This window comes from Bradyrhizobium sp. Pha-3 (assembly GCF_042258325.1).
Lineage (GTDB): Bacteria > Pseudomonadota > Alphaproteobacteria > Rhizobiales > Xanthobacteraceae > Bradyrhizobium > Bradyrhizobium elkanii.
Genome location: NZ_CP170151.1, coordinates 6732489 through 6749430 on the forward strand (window position 1 = coordinate 6732489; position 16942 = coordinate 6749430).

A 16942-nucleotide genomic window follows, 5' to 3' on the forward strand; every position below is an offset into this window, starting at 1 on the left:
GGTAGATGACAAATCCGAGTCAATCTGGCCCTCCGACGTTCTATGAGGAGAGGAAAGCCTTGATTTGCCTCTGGAATTTACCTACTGGAAGGTAGGCATGACGTGAACGTGATGATTTCGACTTCTGAAAAAATTCTCGACGTCGCGCATCCCCTCGTCGTCGCCGGGGGCTATAACGGGTTCAGCTATGCCGACATCTCGGATGCCATCGGCATCCGGAAGGCGAGCATCCACCATCACTTCCCGACCAAGGCCGAGCTGGTCTCGGCGCTGGTGGATCGCTACCGGCAGCAGACCGAGCTGGGCCTGAAGTCGCTTCAGGAGCAGTTCGCAAGCCCGGCCGACCAGCTGCGGGCTTACGTGAACTTCTGGCGGGCGTGCATCGGCGATGCCTCGCTGCCGTTCTGCGTCTGCGCGATGCTTGCCGGCGAGATGCCGATATTGCCGGAGGAGGTCGCATCGCGCGTCCGCGCCTATTTCCATCATCTTGCGGGATGGCTCACCTCGGTGCTGCAGGCCGGCGCGGAACGGCATCTGTTCCGGCTGGACCAGCGGCCGCACGAGGAGGCCCAGATGCTGATGGCATCGGTTCATGGGGCAATGCTCTCGGCGAGGGCTTTCGACGATCCCGGAATGTTTGCCGCGATCGTCAAGCCCCAGCTCGCCAGACTGCTGGTGGCCGATCGCTAGAGAATGATCGCGCGGAAGCCGCCGCGATTGGCTCGGCCTGCAGGTCCTACTGCTCGCCGTCGCGCAGGCGGCGGTACACCGCGCCCAGCACGTTCGAATAGTCGTCGGTCCAGACCCGCTGCTTCTCGTCGGCTTCGGTCTCGGTCCAGACATCAGACGATGCGAGCTTGCCGACGTCCTCCTCCTCGCGCGCGGAGACCACGACCGAGGTCGAGAAGATGTACTCGTTGTCGCGGCCGGAATCCTCGCTGTAGACCCAGCTCTTCATGTCGTTGGCGTCTGCGATGCCGACCACGACGCTGGCAAGCTCGAGGTGGCGGTTGGAGACGTGCATCACGACCGCGCCCTGCGGGGCCAGCTTCTCCTTGTAGATCGCCATCGCCTCCTCGGTCGCGAGATGGATCGGGATCGCGTCCGACGAATAGGCGTCGACAATGATCAGATCGTAGACGCCGTCCGGCTCCTTGGCGAAGGTCAGCCGCGCGTCGCCGATGACGGGCTTGAGGTTCGGCTCGCAGTTCTGGATGTAGGTGAAGTATTTCGGATCGCGCGCGGTATCGACCATCGACTGGTCGATCTCGAAGAAGCGCCAGTCCTCGCCGGGGGCCGACGCGCAGGTCAGCGTCCCCGAACCTAGCCCGATCACCGCCACCTTCAGCGGCGCGCCCTTGCGCTCGCGGATCGCTGATATCGCCCGCCCGATGCCGCCGTCCTTGTGATAATAGCTGATCGGCTCGGGCGTTCCGGCGACCGGCGTGCCGTCATCGTTCTTGAACTTCTCGGCGCCATGGATCGTGGTGCCGTGCATCAGCACGTGATACTGCCCGTTCGGCGTCACCACGATCTTGTGCACGCCGAAGAAGCTGCGCACGGTTTCGACGCGGCCGTCGTCGGATGGATAGGCGCGCAGCACCACCAACGCGACCACGACGGTGGCGAAGATCTTCCAGCGATTGGCGTTCAGCGCGAGCGCCAGCAACGCCGAGAGCACGCCGACCGCACCGATCACCCAGACCCGGTGCACGTCGAACCAGTTGAAGATGTCGCCGGCCGAATAGCTTGGCGCGATCAGCGCCACCGCCAGCACCGCGAGGAACGGCCAGTACCAGGCGCTCCAGCGCGGCAGCCGCTCCGCGCCGCCGGGCGGGCGGCATAGCGCCGCGAGCGCCAGCAGGATCGGATATTCGGCGACCCACGAGAAAGTAAAAGGCGCAATAAGCCCGGCGAACAGGCCGCCGACCATGCCGCCGAACGACAGCGCGACGTAGAAGCCGGTGAGATATTTCGCCGCCGGGCGGGTGCGCGCAAGCTCGCCATGACAGGCCATCGCGATGATGAAGAAGCAGAGCTGATGGCCGCCGAGCGTGAGCAGCAGGTTCTGCTCGCCGCCGACCGCAAGCAGGATCACGACGCCGGCAATCGCCAGCGGCTGCGCCAGCAGCATCCATTTGTGCGGCAATAGCGGCCGCGACTGGAACACCAGCACCCAGGTCAAGAGATACAGCGACAGCGGCAGCACCCACAGCAAGGGCGCGGCGGCAACATCGGTCGAGATATGCGCCGTCACCGCGATCAAGAGGCCGGACGGCACCGCGGCGAGGAAGATCCAGCGCGCCCGCAGCGGCCAGGACGGCGCCGGCGCATTGGCGTCATCGCCCTGCATGTTGAGTGCGGCGGCATTGGCCGGCGACCGCAACAGCAGCACGCCGCACCCCGCGATCAGCACGATCAGGAGACCATAGCCGCCGGTCCAGATCAGGTTCTGGGTGCGCAGCGTGAACATCGGCTCGAGCAGCACCGGATAGGACAAGAGCGCCAGGAAGCTGCCGATGTTCGAGGATGCGTAGAGAAAATACGGGTCGGGGCCGTTGGGGTGGCCGGTGCGCACGAACCAGGCCTGCAGCAACGGATTGTTGGCGGCGAGCGCGAAGAACGGCAGGCCGATCGAAACCGCGAACAGGCCGAGCAGCCAGACCGCATAGCCGGACGTCGGCGGCTCGCCCCAGCCGCTCCTGATCGCCAGCGGCAAGGTCACGAGCGCGACGACGAGCAGCACCAGATGCACCACGACCGGCACGATGCGGCCGTTCAGCTTCATCAGGAGATGCGCATAGGCGTAGCCGCCGAGCAGCAGCGACTGGAAGAACACCATCGCCACCGACCACACCGCCGGCGAGCCGCCGAGCCGCGGCAGCACCATCTTGGTGAACAGCGGTTGCACCGAGAACAGCAACAGGGCGCTGACGAAGATCGCGGCGGTGTAGACAACCAGCACCAGCCGGCTGCGCGAGGCGGTCGGCTCAGACGTCATGAAAGCTCCGGCATGGACCCGGCGGGCGCCGGAGGCGGACGGTCCGGTGGCACCCCACCGGAGGATTTCAGTTGAGCATACGGCACTATCACGGACAAGAAACGGCGGTCACGCGGACTTGACGACGCGGCGCTGCGGCGCCACAGCACATGCTGTAATCACTGCTTCTTGAAGCGGACATGAACGAAACTGACGTCGTCATCATCGGTGCGGGGCACAACGGCCTCACCTGCGCGGCCTATCTTGCGATGGCCGGGCTGCGGGTGAAGGTCGTGGAACGCCGCAAGGTGGTCGGCGGCGCCGCGGTCACCGAAGAATTTTGCCCGGGCTTCCGCAACTCCGTCGCCGCCTACACGGTGAGCCTGCTCAATCCGCAGATCATGTCTGACCTGAAACTTGCCGATCACGGCCTCCGGATCGTCGAGCGGCGCGCGCAGAACTTCCTTCCCGCGCCCGACGGCAGCTATCTTTTGACCGGCGAAGGCCGGACCCGGGGGTCGGTCGCAAAACTCAACCGGCAGGACGCGGCCGCAATCGACGTGTTCTCAGGGGAACTCGAAGCCATCGCCGACGTGCTGCGGCAATTCGTGCTGCGCGCGCCGCCGAACGTCGTCGAGGGCTTTGGTATCGCCGCGGTCAGCGAAACCATCAACGCGCTCGGCACCGCCAACATCCTGCGCCGGCTGTCGCTGGAACAGCAGCGCAATCTGCTCGACCTGTTCACGCGATCGGCCGGCGAGATGCTCGACGAACGCTTCGAGAACGACCTCGTCAAGGCGCTGTTCGGCTTCGATGCCATCGTCGGCAACTATGCCAGCCCCTACGCGGCGGGCTCGGCCTATGTGATGCTGCATCATGCGTTCGGCGAGGTGAACGGCAAGAAGGGCGTCTGGGGCCACGCGATCGGCGGCATGGGTGCGATCACCCAGGCGATGGCGCGTGCCGCGCGCAGCCATGGCGTCGAGATCGAAACCGATGCGCCCGTCCGCGAGGTGATCGTCGAGAAGGAGCGCGCCGTCGGCGTCGTCCTCGACAATGACAAGACCGTGCGCGCCAAATACGTCATCTCGAACGTCAATCCGAAGCTGCTGTACACGCGCCTGGTGCCGGAAGGCGCATTGGCACCCGAGTTTCGCGCGCGCATCTCACGATGGCAGAACGGGTCCGGCACGTTCAGGATGAATGTGGCGCTCAGCGCCCTGCCCTCGTTCACCGCGTTGCCGGGCCTAGGGGATCACCTCACGGCGGGCATCATCATCGCCCCGAGCCTCGGCTACATGGATCGCGCCTGGCACGATGCGCGCGAATTCGGCTGGAGCCGCGCGCCGGTCGTCGAGGTACTGATCCCCTCGACACTCGACGACAGCCTGAGCCCGCCGGGCCAGCATGTCGCGAGCCTGTTCTGCCAGCACGTCGCGCCGCAACTGCCCGACGGCAGATCGTGGGACGATCATCGCGATGAGGTCGCCGACCTGATGATCGCAACCGTCGACCACTACGCCCCCGGCTTCGCAGGCAGCGTGATCGGCCGCCAGGTCCTGTCGCCGCTCGACCTCGAGCGGCAGTTCGGCCTGCTCGGCGGCGACATCTTTCACGGCGCGCTGACTTTGAACCAATTGTTCTCGGCGCGGCCGATGCTCGGCCATGCCGACTATCGCGGACCTCTGAAGGGCCTCTACCATTGCGGCTCCGGCGCCCATCCCGGCGGCGGCGTCACCGGCGCCCCCGGCCACAACGCCGCGCGGGCGATCTTGGCCGACCATCGCGCGCTGTTCTCGTAGGCGACGCACCACGCGCCGCGGGACAAGCTGTGGACGGATGTGTTGAGAAGCTGTGGGTCTGCGGTGGACAGAGACCTTGTCTCGACACGGGATAACCGGTGGACGCCGCTGTGGACCGGCTGTGCGATGGACGCTGACAATCCCGGAAGAACGCAGTTGATGTCTTGTCGACAAGCTGCGCGTGGCTCTGTGGACAACCGGTCAAAAAGAAAACACCGGGCGACATGTCGCCCGGTGCTTCCCTGAGAACGCCGTTCGAGAGATTACTTCAGCGAGCCGCTGATCGAGTTGAAGGTCCCGCTCAGTGCCGTGCCGACGCCATTCACCGCAGCGATGATGGCGATGGCGATACCGGTCGCGATCAGTCCGTATTCGATGGCGGTCGCGCCGGATTCATTCCGCAAAAACTTAACGATAAAAGCCTTCATTGCAGCCCTGCCCTTGGTTGTGATGCCTTGGAACGAAGGGTGTTCCCAGTTCCGCCACCGTACTAGTACGGCAACATCTAAGGTTGTCTGAACCGGGAACCTCTCAATTCTCGCGATATTCGATTGAATCCGGCTTGAAATTTTAACAAAAACCGCGCTACCGGCCTCCGATGACCCCGTCCACACACCGCGCTAGCGTCACCCTTCCAGATGAATCGACCGCAAAGCGCGTGGTAGACGCGCTTTCCGAGCTGTTTTTCGAGGATCAGGCGGCGTTTGCCGCCTTCGAGCGGCCGGATGGCCGCTGGGACGTCACCGTCCATTTTGCCGAGCCGCCGGACCAAAATTTACTCCGCGAGCTGGTTGGCCAGGTGGCGCGGCAAGATGTCGCATCGACTTTAGTTTTTGATACCGTGGAGGCCAAGGACTGGGTCAAGGCCAGCCTGGAGGACCTCGTCCCGGTCGCGGCCGGCCGCTTCATCGTCCACGGCCAGCATGACCGGCACCGGATACCGCCCAACAAGCTCGGGATCGAGATCGAGGCGGCGCTGGCCTTCGGCACCGGCCATCACGGTACCACGCGCGGCTGCCTGCTGCTGCTCGACCACGTGCTGAAGGCGTATCAGCCCCGCCGCGTGCTGGATCTCGGCACCGGGACCGGCGTGCTGGCGATCGCCGCCGCCAAGGCGCTGCACGGCAAGGTGCTGGCGAGCGATATCGACCCGCCGTCGGTCCGTGTCGCCGAGGAGAATGCCCGGCTGAACGGCACAGGCGATCTGGTGGACGTGATTCCCGCCACCGGCTTTGCCGCACCGCGCTTTGCCGAGGACGGTCCGTTCGACCTGGTGCTCGCCAACATCCTCGCCAATCCGCTGCGGCAACTGGCCGGTCCGATGGCGCGCCACCTTGCCTCGTCGGCGCAGGTCATTCTCTCGGGCCTGCTCACGCACCAGGCGCCGGCGGTCATCGCCGCCTACCGCGCCCGCGGGCTGGTGCCGCTGCGGCATCTGAAGATCGAGGGCTGGAGCAGCCTGCTGCTGCGTTTCGTGAAGTGACCACAACCGGCAGACAGTGCGGCGACTGCACGCTCTGCTGCAAGGTGATGGCGATCGAGGAACTGGCAAAGCCCGCCAATACGTGGTGCCCGCATTGCGAGCCGGGGCGCGGCTGCCGGACCTATCCGGGCCGGCCGGCGGAATGCCGCTCATTCAGCTGCGTCTGGCTGGCGAACGAGCTGCTGGAGGAGCACTGGAAGCCTTCCAGGTCGAAGCTCGTCCTGACCACGTCCGAAGATGGTCTTGAGGTCAGATGCGATCCGGGCTTCCCCGACGCCTGGCGCAGGGAGCCGTTTCGCAACGAGCTCGGGGAATGGGCGATCTCCGGCGAGACGCTCGACATGACCGTCGTCGTGATCGCCGGCCAGCGCATGACGCTGCTGACGGCCGATCGCGAATTCGATCTCGGCATCGTCGGCCCCGATGAGCGGATCGTGCGCGAACTCGAGGACGGCAAGGTCGTCAATGTGACTGTGGCGAAGGCGTCGGACCTGGAACGGTAGCCGCGATCCGTGGATTGGCTATTCGGGCGCTGGAGAATCGTTACGGATGGTCTCGACCTTGTCCTGACCGGCCGCACGCCTGGCCCGCGCCTCGACAAGACGGTCCAGCATCTGGACGATGACGCCGCGCCGCTTCTGCTCGACCGGCGCAATCGGGCCGCGGCGGACCGGCGGCGAGATCTTCTCAAACGTGAATGCAGGCATCATGCATCTCCTCACCGTTGAGTTGAGACACTCCTGGACACTCCCCATACGCTTGACCGTTGACGTGCAGTGGACATCGTCCGGTCAATTCCACTATGCCATATTCAAGCATAAGTTATGCCAAAAATATGGTCGTGCTTGACCGCGCTCGCGCGAAGGTCATCCTTCCATCCGAAGAGAGTACGACGGCGATGTTCGAAGCCCATTTCCAGACGTTCGAAGAGCCCGAAGGCGGCGTGGCGCTGACCGCACGCTTGAGCGCGCTGCGCGAGGAACTGGCGCGGCGCAAGCTGACCGGGTTCGTGATTCCGCGCGCCGACCAGCAGCAGAATGAATATGTCGCGGCCTCCGAGGAGCGGCTCGCCTGGCTGACCGGCTTCACCGGATCGGCCGGGCTCGCGATCGTGCTGAGCAAGGAAGCGGCCCTGTTCGTCGACGGCCGCTACACGCTGCAGGCCGGCAAGCAGGTCGACCGCAAGGCCTGGCAGGTCGAACCGCTGGTCGAGCCGCCGCCGGAGCATTGGCTGACCCGGCATCTGGCGGCCGGCGACCGCCTGGGATTTGACCCCTGGCTGCACACTTCTGCGGCAGCCGAACGGCTGGCAGCGGCCTGCACCAAGGCCGGCGCGGAACTGATCGCCGTCGACAGCAATCCGGTCGATGCGATCTGGCACGAGCGGCCGGCACCGCCGCTCGGCCCGGTCACGATCCACGGCGCGCAGTTTTCCGGGGAGATCGAAGCCGAGAAGCTCAAGCGCATCCGGCTCGAGATCAACAGGCTCGGCGTCGACGCGCTGGTGCTGTCCGACAGCCACGCGGTGGCCTGGACCTTCAACATCCGCGGCGCCGACGTCTCGCATACGCCGCTGCCGCTGTCCTACGCGCTGGTGCCGAAGGAAGGCCGGCCGCTGGTGTTCATCGATCAGCGCAAGCTGTCCAACTCGACGCGCGACCATCTCGAGCAATCGGCCGATGTCGAGCAGCCGGCGGCGCTGGCGGCAAAACTCACCGAGCTCGCCAGGCGCGGCGCCTCGATCGCGCTCGACAGCGCGACCGCGGCCGACGCCTTGAGCCGCCTGATCGCGGGTGCCGGCGGCAAGCCGGTGCGCGGCAGCGATCCCGTGAGCCTGTTGAAGGCGGTCAAGAACATCACCGAGATCGAGGGCACGCGCACGGCGCATCAGCGCGACGCGGTGGCGCTGGTGCGTTTCCTCGCCTGGATCGACCGCGAGGCGCCCTCCGGCAGCCTCACCGAGATCGACACGGTCGAGGCGCTGGAGACGTTCCGCCGCCAGACCGGCGCGCTGAAGGACGTCTCCTTCCCGACCATCGCCGGCACCGGGCCGAACGGCGCCATCGTGCACTACCGCGTGACGCGCAAGAGCAACCGCCGCATCGAACCCGGCGACCTTCTGCTGATCGATTCCGGCGCGCAATATGAGGACGGCACCACCGACGTCACCCGCACCGTCGCTGTCGGCAAGCCGACCGACGAGATGCGCGACCGCTTCACCCGCGTGCTGCGCGGCCATATCGCGATCGCCCGCGCGATCTTCCCCGACGGCACCACCGGCGCGCAGCTCGACACGCTGGCGCGGCAATATCTCTGGCAGGCCGGGATCGATTTCGAGCACGGCACCGGCCACGGTGTCGGCAGCTATCTCAGCGTCCATGAAGGGCCGGCGCGGATTTCCAAGCTCGGCACCACGCCGCTGAAGCGTGGCATGATCCTGTCCAACGAGCCCGGCTACTACAAGACCGACGCCTACGGCATCCGGATCGAGAACCTCGAGCTCGTGATCGGCACCGACATTGCCGGCGCCGAGAAGCCGGTCAACGCATTCGAGACGCTGACGCTGGCGCCGATCGATCGCCGCCTGATCGAGGTCAGCATGCTGAGCCCGGACGAACTGGCCTGGCTCAACGACTATCACGCCCGCGTCGCGCAGGTGGTGCGCCCGCATCTCGACGACAACGCAACGAAGCTGTGGCTGGACGAGGCGACGGCGGCGTTGAGGTAGCGTCGCCGAGTTTACCGTCATCCTCTCCTCGTACTCGCTGTCATCCCCCGCGAAAGCGGGGGATCCAGTACGCCGCGGCCTATCAATTCAAATACGCCTGCCTCTGGAATACTGGGTCCCCCGCTTTCGCGGAGGACGACAGCGGAATTCGCGGCTGACGACAGTGTGGTTATTGCGCGAGACGAAACATCGTAGCTAGCGTCTCCTGAAATCGCATGGGCGTATGCCGAAACGCCCGTATTCCGCGCGGACGGGCACGCTACAGTCTTTCCACAATGCTGGATCGGACCTGAATGCACGGCGTGATGGGCAAGCCGCCCGGCGCGGCCAAAGACAACATCGCGACATCGAAGGTCATGCTGCTGATGCTCGTCGTGATGACGGGCGTGGCGCCGATCTCGCTCTACATGCTGGTGCCGGCGCTACCGGTGCTGGCGACCACCTTCGGCCGCGACATCGGGGTCGCGCAGATGACCGTGTCGCTCTACATGGTCGGCATCGCGCTTTCACAGCTGATCATGGGGCCGCTCTCCGACAGGTTCGGCCGCCGGCCGGTGCTGCTCGCGGGCCTCGGCCTGATGGTCGTTGCCGGTGTCGGCTCGGTGTTCGCCGAGACCCTTCCGCAACTGATCGCGGCGCGCTTCTTCCAGGCGCTCGGCGGCGCCAGCGGCATGGTGATCAGCCGTGCCATCATCCGCGACCTCTATCCGCGCGAGCGGGTCGGCGCCATGATCAGCCTCGTCGTCGCCGCGCTGATGATCGCGCAGATGGTGAGCCCGCTGACCGGCGGTCTGCTGGAGACCACATTCGGCTGGCGCGCGATCCTCTATCTCATCACCGCCGCGTCGCTGAGCACCACGATCTTCATCGCGCTGGCGCTGCCGGAAACCCGCCGCGACCGCGCCGACAGCTCCAGCTTTCGTGGCGACCTCGGCAAGCTGATGACGAGCCGCGCCTTCGTCGGCTATCTGCTGTGTCAGGTGCTGGCGTCGCAGATCATCTTCGCCTTCGCTGGCGGCGGCCCCTACATCGTGGTGACCCAGATGGGCCGGACCAGTGCCGAGTATGGCGCGTGGTTCGCGATGACGGGGTTCGGCTACTTCGTCGGCAATCTCCTGTGCGTGCGCTTCGCGCCGCGGCACTCGCTGGAGAAACTGATCTGGTTCGGCCTCGCCCTGCAGGTCGGCGGCAGCCTGTTGAACCTGGTCTGGAGTTTTACTGGAGTAAACCAGGCGCCGCTCTGGTTGTTCGGCACCCAGATGATCGTGATGATCGCCAACGCCTTCGTGATGGCCAATTCCGCCGCCGGCGCCATCAGCATCCGGCCCGAGGCCGCCGGCACCGCCTCGGGCGCCATGGGCTTCCTGCAGCAGGGCATCGGCGCGCTGATCTCGCAATTCGGCGCCTATCTCGGCGGCCACTCCACCACGACGCTGCCGCTGACCGCGGCGATCTTCGCGATCTCGATCGCCTGCGCCTGCACCATGATCTTCGTCGTGCCGCGGCGGCAGGTGCTGGTGAGCGAAGAGCTGATCGCGCAGGCCGAGGAGGATGAGCAGGGGATGATGTGAGGCGCGGCGCTGGCGCCACACCTCAACTCGTCATCCCCGCGCATGCGGGGATCCAGCACGCCGCGGCCCATCCGCTCAACAATGACTGTCTCTGGAATACTGGGTCCCCCGCTGTCGCGGAGGACGACAGTGGAGCACGCGGCGCCGCTGCGCCCCTACTCCCCGATCAGCTTGAGCCACTCGTCCTCGGTGAGTACCTGGACGCCGTGCTTCTGCGCTTCGGCAAGCTTCGAGCCGGCGCCCGGCCCCGCGACGACATAGTCGGTCTTCTTCGACACCGAGCCGGCCGCCTTGGCGCCCAACCGTTCGGCCGTCGCCTTGGCCTCGTCGCGCGTCATCTTTTCGAGCGATCCGGTGAACACCACGGTCTTGCCAGCCACCGCCGAATTGCTCTTCGGCTTCTCGGCGTCGATGATCTCGTCGAGCTCCCCGGTCAGCCTCTCGACGATGCCGCGATTGTGGCTCTCGCCGAAATAGTCCGCGATGCTCTTGATCACGGTGTCGCCGATCTGGTCGAGCGCATCCATCTCCGCCATCGCGTCCTCGTCGCCCTTGGCGACCTTGAGGCAGGCATCGTGGAACGCGTCCCACGAGCCATAGCCGCGCGCCAGCGCCAGCGCGGTGGTCTCGCCGACATGGCGCATGCCGAGCGCGTAGATGAAGCGCTCCAGGCCGATCCTGCGGCGGCTGTCGATCGCCGCGAACAGATTGCGCACCGAGGTCTCGCCGTAGCCTTCGATGTCCTCCAGCTTCAGCTTCGCGTTGCGCTTCTGCAGCGTGAAGATATCAGCCGGCTCCTTGACCCATCCCTCGTCGAAGAAATATTGCAACTGCTTCACGCCGAGACCGTCGATGTCGAAGGCGCGGCGCGACACGAACAGAATGAGGTGCTCGACCTTCTGGAACGGACAGGCGAACTCGCCGGTGCAGCGGGCGCGCGAGCCCTCCTCGCCGGCCGCGGTCTCCTCGCGCACCACATCGGTGTGCAGCGGGCACGGGCATTTCTTCGGGAAGTGGAATTCCTTCGCGTTCTTCGGCCGCTTGTCGATCACGACGTCGACGACCTGCGGGATCACGTCGCCGGCGCGCTGGATCACCACGGTGTCGCCGATCCTGATGTCGCGTCCCTCGCGCAGCACCTCGCCCTTGTTGCCGATGCCCTTGATGTAGTCCTCATTGTGTAGCGTGACGTTCTGCACGATCACGCCGCCGACGCCGACCGGCTCGAGCTTGCCGACCGGCGTGAATGAGCCGGTGCGCCCGACCTGGATCTCGATGTCGCGCAAAACCGTCATGGCGCGCTCGGCCGGGAATTTGTGCGCGATCGCCCAGCGCGGCGTGCGCGACACGAAGCCGAGCCGCTCCTGCCAGTCGATGCGATCGACCTTGTAGACGACGCCGTCGATGTCGTAGTCGAGCTCGGCGCGCTGCTCCTCGATCTTGCGGTGGAACGCGATCAGCTCCTCGACCGAGTGACACAATTTGGTCAGCGGATTGGTCTTGAAGCCGCACCGCTCGAACCAGTGGATCATGTCGGTCTGGGTGTCCGCGGGCATGGCGCTCATCTCGCCCCAGGCATAGGCGAAGAAGCCGAGCGGCCGCGAGGCGGTGATGGTCGGATCCTTCTGCCGCAGCGAGCCGGCCGCCGAATTGCGCGGATTGGCGAAGATGGTGTCGCCGGCCGCCTTCTGCCGCTCGTTGAGCGCAAGGAACGCCTTCTTGGTCATGTAGACCTCGCCGCGCACCTCGCAGATGTCGGGCACGTTTCGGCCCTTCAGTTTCTGCGGCACATCCTCGAGCGTGCGGATGTTGGCGGTGACGTCCTCACCCTCCGCGCCGTCGCCGCGGGTTGCCGCGGTGACGAGCTCGCCGCCCTCATAGCGCAGCGACATCGAGAGCCCGTCGATCTTCGGCTCGGCCGAGAAATCGATCTTGTCATCCGGCAACTTGAGGAAGCGCGTGATGCGTCCGACGAAATCGACCACGTCGGCTTCCGCAAACGCGTTGTCGAGCGACAGCATCGGCAGCGAATGGCGAACCTTCCTGAAGCGCCCCGACGGCGCGGCGCCGATCTTCTGCGACGGCGATTCCGCGGTGACGAATTCAGGGAAGCGCTTCTCGATCGCATTGTAGCGCTGCCGCAGCGCGTCGTATTCGGCATCGGTGACGCTCGGCGCGTCGTCCTGATAGTAGCGCTTGTCGTGACCTTCGAGCTCGAGCGCAAGGCGCATCAACTCGACCTTGGCCTGGGCCTTGGTGAGCTTGTCGACGTCGACCAGCGCTTTCCTGGCTTTGGTGGCCATCGGCGAACTAACTCGCCGCCCTGAGCAGCCGTTCCGCGGCCGCCCTCGCCTCCGCGGTGATCTCGGCGCCGGCCAGCATGCGCGCGATCTCTTCGCGGCGATGATCGGCGGCGAGCGCGTTGACGCGGGTGGCGACCCGCTTGCCCTTGTCGAGCGCGTCCTTGGAGATCAGGAGATGCTGGCTGGCGCGGGCCGCGACCTGCGGCGCGTGCGTCACCGCCATCACCTGCACCTTGCCGGCAAGGCGCGCCAGCCGCGAGCCGATCGCATCGGCCACCGCGCCGCCGACGCCGGTGTCGATTTCGTCGAACACCAAAGTCGGCGCCGAGCCGCGATCGGCCAGCACGACCTTGAGCGCCAGCAGGAAGCGCGACAGCTCGCCGCCGGAGGCGACCTTCATCATCGGCCCCGGCTTGGTGCCCGGATTGGTCTGCACCCAGAACTCGACGCGATCGATGCCCTGCGGCCCCGGCGCGGCCGCGTTGCTCTCGACCTGGGTCATGAACTTCGCGCGCTCGAGCTTGAGCGGCGCGAGCTCGGCGTTGACGGCCTTGTTGAGCTTCTCGGCCGCCTTGGTGCGCGCCGCCGACAGTTTGGCGGCAGCCGCCGCATAGCGCTTGTCGGCTTCACCGGCGGCCGCTTCCAGCTTCTTCAGCTGGTCGGCGCCGGCATCGATCAGCGCGACGTCGCCGGCATATTGCGCCGCCAGCGCGGCCAGCAGATCGACCGGCGTTGAATATTTACGCGAGGCGGCGCGCAGCGCGAACAGCCGCTCCTCGATGCGCTCGAGCTCGGCCGGATCGAAATCGGTCGCCGCCAGCGCAGCGTTGAGGTGCTGGTCGGCCTCTTCCAGCGCGTTGATCGCAATGTCGATCGCCTTGACCGCGGGCTCGATCAGCGCGGGCGCATTGGCGGCGCGCCGCTCCAGCCGCCGGACCGCGGCCGACAGCGACGCCACCGGCGAATGCGAGCCGCCGATCGCCTCCTGCGCCTCGCGCAGATCGGTTGCGATCTTCTCGCCCTGCATCATGGTGGTGCGGCGACCCGCGAGTTCGGTCTCCTCGCCTTCCTTCGGCGCCAGCGTCTTCAATTCCTGCGAGGCGTGGCGCAGATAGTCCGCCTCGCGCGCGGCGCGCTCCATGCCGGCGCGATGCTCGTCGAGATCAGCATTGGCGGTCCGCCTGATGTCCCACAGCGCTTCCAGCGCCGCGACGTCCTTCTCGTGTCCGGCGAAGGCATCGAGCAGCTGGCGATGGGTGGAGGCATCGACCAGCGCGCGCTCGTCATGCTGGCCGTGGATTTCGACCAGCGCGGCGCCGACCACCTTCAGGGTCTGCACGCTGATCGCCTGATCGTTGATGAAGGCCCGGGTGCGGCCGTCGGCGAGTTGCACGCGGCGCAGGATCATCTCACCGGTGTCGTCGAGGCCGTTTTCGGCCAGGATCCCGGCCGCCGGATGCCCCTTCGGGACATCGAACATGGCGGTGACCTGCCCCTGTTCGGCGCCGTGGCGCACCAGTCCGGCATCGCCGCGGCCGCCGAGCGCCAGCGCAAAGGCATCGAGCAGGATGGATTTGCCTGCGCCGGTCTCGCCGGTCAGCACCGCGAGGCCACGGGAAAATTCGATATCGAGCCGTTCGATCAGGACGATGTCACGGATCGACAGACGCGCCAGCATGCGAGGACAATTCCTAGCCGAGACCTATCTTCTTGAAGGTCCTGCTGATCCAGGAACCCTGATTCTCGCTCGGCTCGAGACCGCCGGACTTTACTAGATTATATGCGTCCTTGTACCAGCGGCTGTCTGGAAAATTGTGGCCGAGCACCGCGGCCGCGGTCTGCGCCTCGCCGGCGATGCCGATCGCCATGTAGGCCTCGGTGAGGCGGTAGAGCGCCTCCTCGACGTGGCGCGTAGTCTGGTATTGCGTGACCACGGTCTTGAAGCGGTTGATCGCGGCGGTGAAGTCGCGCTTGCCCATGTAATAGCGCCCGACCGCCATTTCCTTGCCGGCGAGCTGGTCGCGCGCAGCCTGGATCTTGGACTTGGCCTGGGTGGCGTATTCCGAGGTCGGATATTTGCGGACCACCTCTTCGAGCGCCGCGATCGCCTTCTCGGTACGGCTCTGGTCGCGCGAGATGTCCGGGATCTGATCGAAATGCGATGCCGCGATCAGGTACTGGGCGTAGGACGCATCCGGGCTGCCGGGATGCAGCGTGACGTAGCGGGTGGCCGAGCCGATGCAGCTGTCGTAGTCGCCCGCCTGGTAGAACGAATAGGCCGACATCAAGAGCGACTTGCGCGCCCAGTCGGAATAGGGATGCTGACGGTCGACTTCCTCGAACTTCTTCGAGGCGGCCTTCAGGTCCTTCTTCTCGTTCATCATGTACAAGCCCTCATTGTAGAGCTTGTCCGCGGGCTCATCGACGAACGTGTCGTCCTTGGCCATGAACTTGTCCCACAGCGCGCCGGTGCCGCAGCCGCTGAGCGGCACGGCCAGCACAATCAGGCCCGCGGCAAAACGCAGCGTGCGCGCGGCCTTGGTCAGGCCGGAGATGTCAGAAGAATTGCGTGATTCGAGCGCCATACGCATTGCCGACATGAATTGTAAAACCTGACGCCTTTGATGCGGTTAACGGCGACCCCACTCCACCCATGAACCGCGGTCATGGATGCAATATTTCCAGTGCCATTGGCCGCCGTCACTCGCAACCGCAGGCCTGCTTAGCCGAAAAATGACCGTGGACCAACCGAATACGGAGCCATTCCGCCGGGAATAAGGCGACCCGGCGAAGCTCACAGCCTACTGTGGTTATTACGGAAATTGGACCCGACCGGCTAGGCAATCAGGACTTGGGCGATCAGGACACGTCCGGGCCGTAGGCCGGGGCGACGAGGCCGCCCACGGTGCCTGCACCGGCTTCGACATGGCCACGGGCCGGCCGCCGAGCCGTCTCCGATTCGACCACTCGCCAAGCGCTGCGGTCGGCGAGCAGCGCCTTCAGCACCGCGTTGTTGAGCTTGTGGCCGCCCCGTACCGAACGGTAGCTGCCGAGCAGCGGCAGGCCGGCCAGCGCCAGATCGCCGATCACGTCGAGCACCTTGTGGCGGGCGCATTCGTCCGCGTAGCGCAGGCCCTCGGCGTTGAGGAGACGCGCCTCGTCGAACACCACGGTGTTGTCAAAGGACGCGCCGAGCGCGAAGCCTGCACCCCACAGCCTCGCCACGTCGCTCATGCAGCCGAACGTGCGGGCCCGTGCGACCTCGCGGCGGAAAGCTTCCGGCGACAGATCGAAGGTGAAGGTCTGGCGGCCAATCACCTGGTTGGTGAAATCGATCTCGACTTCGGTGCGGAACCCGCCGGCGAACGGACGCAGCTCGCCAACCGATTCGCCGATCTTGACCTGCACCGGCTTCAAAACCTGGATAAAGCGGCGGACGCCGGGCTGGGTCACAATGCCGGCCTGATCGATGGCCGCGACGAACGCCGCAGCGCTGCCGTCCATGATCGGAACTTCGGCGCCGTCGACTTCGATGGTAGCGTTGTCGACGCCCATGCCGCGCAGCGCCGCGAGCACGTGCTCGGCGGTGGAAACCAGCGGCCCTTCGCGGTCACCCAGCACCGTCGCGAACTCGGTCGCGATCACCGCATCGGCGGTGGCCACGACTTCGCGGTCGGAACCGTCGAGACCGGTGCGGACAAAAATAAAACCCGCATCAACAGGTGCAGGTCCCATGGTGAGACTGACAGGAAGACCGGAATGAACGCCTACGCCAGTCACGGTGGCTTGCGACCGAAGCGTTGTTTGACGGCTGAACTTCATTCGATAATGCCCACTACCCGACTTCACTCAATTCAAGTGGCCAAATTTCCCCAAGGCCGACTCGCTTGAGCTCCCCAAGTCACGGCAGACCATAGTCACAGCCCTAAACCGCGCCAACTCACGCTTCTTTACCGATTGTTACCCCATCTCCGCCGCATTCACGCCCAAGGTTAACCAAATTGCGGCAGCGAAAACGGTCCTCGGCGACGCGTTATCTGACCACCGAAAGAATAATTAATCATTTAAAATCAGT

At 65.5% G+C, this 16942-nt stretch carries 13 protein-coding genes; 6 read left to right on the plus strand and 7 right to left on the minus strand.

Translation table 11 applies throughout. The features are described from left to right. Positions 1–102: 102 nt before the first annotated feature. A complete protein-coding gene (locus ACE10X_RS32265; protein ID WP_085970814.1) occupies positions 103–690 on the plus strand; it encodes a TetR/AcrR family transcriptional regulator in 588 nt (195 codons plus the stop codon). A 46-nt stretch (positions 691–736) separates the two neighbouring features. Here ACE10X_RS32265 and ACE10X_RS32270 read toward each other — a convergent pair whose 3' ends face one another. Continuing rightward, positions 737–3001: a spermidine synthase gene (locus tag ACE10X_RS32270; protein ID WP_375763382.1), complete on the minus strand. Its 2265-nt coding sequence runs from the start codon at positions 2999–3001 to the stop codon at positions 737–739. A gap of 179 nt (positions 3002–3180) precedes the next feature. Between ACE10X_RS32270 and ACE10X_RS32275 the strand changes: the two genes are divergently transcribed. Next, positions 3181–4782 carry a phytoene desaturase family protein gene (locus ACE10X_RS32275; protein WP_375763383.1) on the plus strand — a complete coding sequence of 534 codons (1602 nt, stop codon included), beginning with the start codon at positions 3181–3183 and terminating at the stop codon, positions 4780–4782. A gap of 263 nt (positions 4783–5045) precedes the next feature. On the opposite strand, the gene ACE10X_RS32280 is transcribed toward ACE10X_RS32275, so the two are convergent. Continuing rightward, the gene (locus tag ACE10X_RS32280; protein ID WP_016841571.1) at positions 5046–5210 is read right to left on the minus strand and encodes a Flp family type IVb pilin; all 165 of its coding nucleotides are present in this window, start codon (positions 5208–5210) and stop codon (positions 5046–5048) included. Between the two features lie 170 nt (positions 5211–5380). Here ACE10X_RS32280 and ACE10X_RS32285 point away from each other — a divergent pair, with 170 nt between their 5' ends. After that, positions 5381–6265, plus strand: coding sequence for a 50S ribosomal protein L11 methyltransferase (locus ACE10X_RS32285; protein WP_038388202.1), 885 nt, complete (start codon positions 5381–5383; stop codon positions 6263–6265). Continuing rightward, entirely contained in the window at positions 6262–6768 is a 507-nt protein-coding gene (locus ACE10X_RS32290; RefSeq protein ID WP_038388201.1) for a hypothetical protein, read from the plus strand. Before ACE10X_RS32285 ends, ACE10X_RS32290 begins: the two co-directional genes overlap by 4 nt. An 18-nt stretch (positions 6769–6786) precedes the next feature. Here ACE10X_RS32290 and ACE10X_RS32295 read toward each other — a convergent pair whose 3' ends face one another. Next, a complete protein-coding gene (locus ACE10X_RS32295) occupies positions 6787–6972 on the minus strand; it encodes a hypothetical protein (protein WP_038388200.1) in 186 nt (61 codons plus the stop codon). Between the two features lie 191 nt (positions 6973–7163). Between ACE10X_RS32295 and ACE10X_RS32300 the strand changes: the two genes are divergently transcribed. Both ACE10X_RS32300 and ACE10X_RS32305 read left to right on the plus strand, forming a co-directional pair. Continuing rightward, positions 7164–8993, plus strand: coding sequence for an aminopeptidase P family protein (locus ACE10X_RS32300; protein WP_038388205.1), 1830 nt, complete (start codon positions 7164–7166; stop codon positions 8991–8993). A 293-nt stretch (positions 8994–9286) separates the two neighbouring features. Continuing rightward, positions 9287–10564, plus strand: a complete 1278-nt coding sequence (locus tag ACE10X_RS32305) for a multidrug effflux MFS transporter (RefSeq protein ID WP_038388199.1) — start codon at positions 9287–9289, stop codon at positions 10562–10564. A 155-nt stretch (positions 10565–10719) separates the two neighbouring features. Here the strand turns inward: ACE10X_RS32305 and ligA are convergent, their stop codons facing one another. The 4 genes from ligA to lpxC form a co-directional block, all read right to left on the minus strand. Beyond that, positions 10720–12867 carry an NAD-dependent DNA ligase LigA gene (gene ligA / locus ACE10X_RS32310; RefSeq protein WP_038388198.1) on the minus strand — a complete coding sequence of 716 codons (2148 nt, stop codon included), beginning with the start codon at positions 12865–12867 and terminating at the stop codon, positions 10720–10722. A gap of 7 nt (positions 12868–12874) precedes the next feature. After that, positions 12875–14545: a DNA repair protein RecN gene (gene recN, locus ACE10X_RS32315; RefSeq protein WP_304557613.1), complete on the minus strand. Its 1671-nt coding sequence runs from the start codon at positions 14543–14545 to the stop codon at positions 12875–12877. A gap of 13 nt (positions 14546–14558) precedes the next feature. Continuing rightward, positions 14559–15467, minus strand: coding sequence for an outer membrane protein assembly factor BamD (locus ACE10X_RS32320; protein WP_038388195.1), 909 nt, complete (start codon positions 15465–15467; stop codon positions 14559–14561). A gap of 259 nt (positions 15468–15726) precedes the next feature. After that, positions 15727–16689 carry a UDP-3-O-acyl-N-acetylglucosamine deacetylase gene (gene lpxC / locus ACE10X_RS32325; protein WP_038388194.1) on the minus strand — a complete coding sequence of 321 codons (963 nt, stop codon included), beginning with the start codon at positions 16687–16689 and terminating at the stop codon, positions 15727–15729. Positions 16690–16942: the final 253 nt, after the last annotated feature.

What these genes read in the sequence shown, in the direction of transcription:
- ACE10X_RS32270 (WP_375763382.1), bottom strand. Translation starts at nt 3,001, where the DNA reads ATGACGTCTGAGCCGACCGCCTCGCGCAGCCGGCTGGTGCTGGTTGTC.
- ACE10X_RS32275 (WP_375763383.1), top strand. Translation starts at nt 3,181, where the DNA reads ATGAACGAAACTGACGTCGTCATCATCGGTGCGGGGCACAACGGCCTC.
- ACE10X_RS32280 (WP_016841571.1), bottom strand. Translation starts at nt 5,210, where the DNA reads ATGAAGGCTTTTATCGTTAAGTTTTTGCGGAATGAATCCGGCGCGACC.
- ACE10X_RS32285 (WP_038388202.1), top strand. Translation starts at nt 5,381, where the DNA reads ATGACCCCGTCCACACACCGCGCTAGCGTCACCCTTCCAGATGAATCG.
- ACE10X_RS32295 (WP_038388200.1), bottom strand. Translation starts at nt 6,972, where the DNA reads ATGCCTGCATTCACGTTTGAGAAGATCTCGCCGCCGGTCCGCCGCGGC.
- ACE10X_RS32300 (WP_038388205.1), top strand. Translation starts at nt 7,164, where the DNA reads ATGTTCGAAGCCCATTTCCAGACGTTCGAAGAGCCCGAAGGCGGCGTG.
- ACE10X_RS32305 (WP_038388199.1), top strand. Translation starts at nt 9,287, where the DNA reads ATGCACGGCGTGATGGGCAAGCCGCCCGGCGCGGCCAAAGACAACATC.
- ligA (WP_038388198.1), bottom strand. Translation starts at nt 12,867, where the DNA reads ATGGCCACCAAAGCCAGGAAAGCGCTGGTCGACGTCGACAAGCTCACC.
- recN (WP_304557613.1), bottom strand. Translation starts at nt 14,545, where the DNA reads ATGCTGGCGCGTCTGTCGATCCGTGACATCGTCCTGATCGAACGGCTC.
- ACE10X_RS32320 (WP_038388195.1), bottom strand. Translation starts at nt 15,467, where the DNA reads ATGTCGGCAATGCGTATGGCGCTCGAATCACGCAATTCTTCTGACATC.
- lpxC (WP_038388194.1), bottom strand. Translation starts at nt 16,689, where the DNA reads ATGAAGTTCAGCCGTCAAACAACGCTTCGGTCGCAAGCCACCGTGACT.